Consider the following 3,423-nt stretch of genomic DNA (forward strand, 5'->3'; position numbering starts at 1 on the left):
CCTACCATACGTTATGAATGGCACCCTTTCGTTAAAAACAACAGCATCAAACAATGAAGCCATTGTAATCTTTTGTTATTCTTAAAACCTTCAAAGATCTTATCGTACCAACAGAGGGTTTACAAAGTATCTTTGAGGGTTTTTGTTTTATAATTTTTTAAAGAAGAAACATACAGAGGTCCTTTTAAATCTTGTGTCAAAGATATCCAAAACACAACCTCTATAGGTTTTGACGGGGTTTTGAGTTTTGAGGGTTGCCCCTTTTAGATAAAAAAACGATAAAAAGTAAAAACGTTATATTTCAATAGGTTAAGATTTTACAGATCTTAAAAAAACAACTCATATTGATAACACAACCTATAAATTCAACTAATAATATACGTTTTGAAGGGGTTTTGATGGTTTTTACACCTTCAAAACCTATAAGGAAAATGATTCATAAAATCTATCAAAGCACTTATTCTGATATATTAAAGCCCATAGTACATTTATCTTGATTAACCCGTGAAATGAATAGCAAATTTCACTACTTTGCTGATCTTATTCCATGTCATGGGCTGTTGATAAGCAGCCTTAAAGACCCCTTTTGAAAAAAATATCGGCTTTTTTTAGCCGTTTTTTCCCTTTTTTATCGTTATTTGCTTTAAATGCATTTAATTGAATTTGTTTTGATTCTTTTGATGAATATTAATCATCTCATAAGGCAAGGGATTTTTATTACAATATGCTGCAATCTATTAAGTCTGATAATTAACAATTCACTTTACGCTCCCTTTTACAATCCTATCGTGAACAGACAACTTCAAATACTCTACGAGGGAAAGTGTTTGAAGATTTTGTGACAAAATATCTTATGTATGACCCTCTCCATTATGGGCGCTACGAAAAGGTAGAAACCTATTATGAATGGGCTAAAGAGCATGAAGGTTGGAATAAAAATGATATCGGCATTGATCTGGTGGCTAAGCTTTGTCATCAAGAGGGGTATGTCGCTATTCAGTGTAAGTTTTATCAAGCAGACCATCAGATCAGTAAAAAGGATATTGATAGCTTTATCGCGGCATCTGGAAAAGACATCTTTAAATATCGTCTTCTCGTTGACAGCACAGAAGTGGAATTAAGTGACAATGTGAATGCCATGATTAAAGGACAAGCGATACCCGTTTATCGTATTGACCTTCGTCATATGGAAAACAGTCGGATAGATTGGCAAATATTTGCAACAAAACAAGAAGTTCTTCTGAAATCAACAAAAGAGCCTCGTCCACATCAAGAAGAGGCCATCAAGAAAGTCTGTGAAGGGTTAAAAGAAGCAGATCGTGGCAAGCTGATTATGGCATGTGGAACGGGCAAGACTTTCACAAGCCTTAAGATAGCAGAACACATAGCAGGAAAAGGCAAGCGTGTTTTGTTTCTGGTGCCCTCGCTTGCTTTAGTCTCACAAACGATCCGTGAATGGACAGCCGATGCACAAGTACCTTTGCGTTCTTTTGCGGTGTGTTCGGATACAAAAGTAGGCAAGCGTCGTAAAAACCAAGATGATATTGTTGGCATGGAAACATCAGATCTTGTGCTCCCTGCTACCACGGATGCCCAAGCCCTTGCCAAAGAAGCGCGTGAAAACCTAACAGATGCAATGACGGTTATCTTTTCAACTTACCATTCTATCCAAGTGCTTTCGGATGCACAAAAAGACCATGGGTTACCTGAATTTGATCTGATCATTTGTGATGAAGCCCATAGAACAACTGGTGTTGTGTTGGGAACAGAAAAGCATGAATCTGAATTTATCAAGGTTCATGATAACAGCATCATTCGGGGCAAAAAACGTCTGTATATGACAGCAACGCCGCGTATCTTTAGTGACACTGCTAAAAGGCGGGCGGATGAGATCAATGCTGTTTTGGCATCTATGGACGATGAAACCCTTTATGGCAAACAACTTCATCATTATACCTTCGCGGAAGCTGTCGATAATGAACTTTTAACTCCTTACAAGATTGTGGTCTTGGGTATTAATGAAACCTATATCACACCAGCCATACAGGAGATTATTGCCAATGAAAACCGTGAAATTGATTTAGATGATGCGGCAAAAATTATTGGCTGTTATAGAGCACTTACCAAAATAGATAAGCAAGCGGCTGTTGATGATGATGATACAGAGCCCATGCAATGTGCTTTAGCTTTTTGCAAAGATATCAATACCTCTCAATATATAACAAAGCTCTTTAATAAAATTATCAAATCTCATATTGATGATTTCCTTCAAACCGTTCCCTTTCTAAACTGTGAAGTAAGACATATTGACGGAACGCAAAGCGTCAAAAAACGCAATGAGGAATTGGATTGGCTTAAAGAAGATGCGGGTCAAAACGTTTGTCGGATCTTAAGCAATGTTCGGTGTCTTTCAGAAGGGATTGATGTCCCTGCTCTTGATGCCATCATGTTTTTACACCCGCGCAATAGCCAAGTGGATGTGATACAGGCAGTAGGGCGTATGATGCGTCGTGCTCCAAATAAAAAAACGGGCTATATCATTTTACCCATTATCATTCCTTCACACTTAGAAGCCAAAAAGGCTTTAAAAAACAATAAGAGATACCGTGTTGTTTGGCAAGTTTTGCATGCTTTACATTCTCATGACGAAAGGCTTGCTCGGACAATTAATCAGATGTCTTTAGGACAAGATAGCAGCCATACGATTGAAATTATAGAGATTAAACGAGCCAATGAATTAAAAGAGCTTACCACAACGGTTGATGAGATCTCGATACCATCCAAAACAGAAAGTTCTGGACGTGTCATTGGAACAGCAGAAAGCAAATCTCAATCGGTATCTGGAGGACAAGGAGACCTATTCCGCCGTTCTGAATTTTTTGATTTTGTCAAAGCCATTTTTCTGGATAGTTTTAAAATCACGGATTATTGGGGCATATGGGCGAACAATGTTGCTGAGATTGCTCAAAACCATATCAATCATCTTAAAGATATGATTTCCGATGAAAAGAGTGAAGCCTTTCACGCCTTTGATGCATTCCATAAGGAATTAAAGAACAACGTCAACAGTGAAATCAAGCAAGAGGAAGCGATTGAGATGTTAGCGCAACATCTTGTCACGCGTCCCGTGTTTGAAGCTTTATTTGACGGTAATGAATTTGTACAGAACAATGCCATTTCGCAAGCAATGGACAAGATCTTAAGAGAACTGGATAAAACGAACATTGAAGAAAAAACCAAAGATCTTGATCAATTTTACAAAAGTGTCACATTCTGTACAGCAGGTATTACAGAAACTCATGCAAAACAGAATCTTATTATCAAACTTTATGAAAGTTTTTTTGCCAAGGCATTTAAAAAGACAACAGATAGGCTTGGGATTGTTTATACGCCCGTTGAGGTTGTTGATTTTATCATTCATTC

At 37.6% G+C, this 3,423-nt stretch carries 1 protein-coding gene; it reads left to right on the forward strand.

The window, feature by feature from the left end:
* Window positions 1-838: 838 nt before the first annotated feature.
* On the forward strand, window positions 839-3,423 hold a 2,585-nt coding region (locus ACFINM_RS09490), incomplete at its 3' end, for a DEAD/DEAH box helicase family protein (RefSeq protein WP_375641255.1).

Source organism: Bartonella sp. AA168HLJHH, assembly GCF_042197365.1.
Taxonomy (GTDB): domain Bacteria; phylum Pseudomonadota; class Alphaproteobacteria; order Rhizobiales; family Rhizobiaceae; genus Bartonella.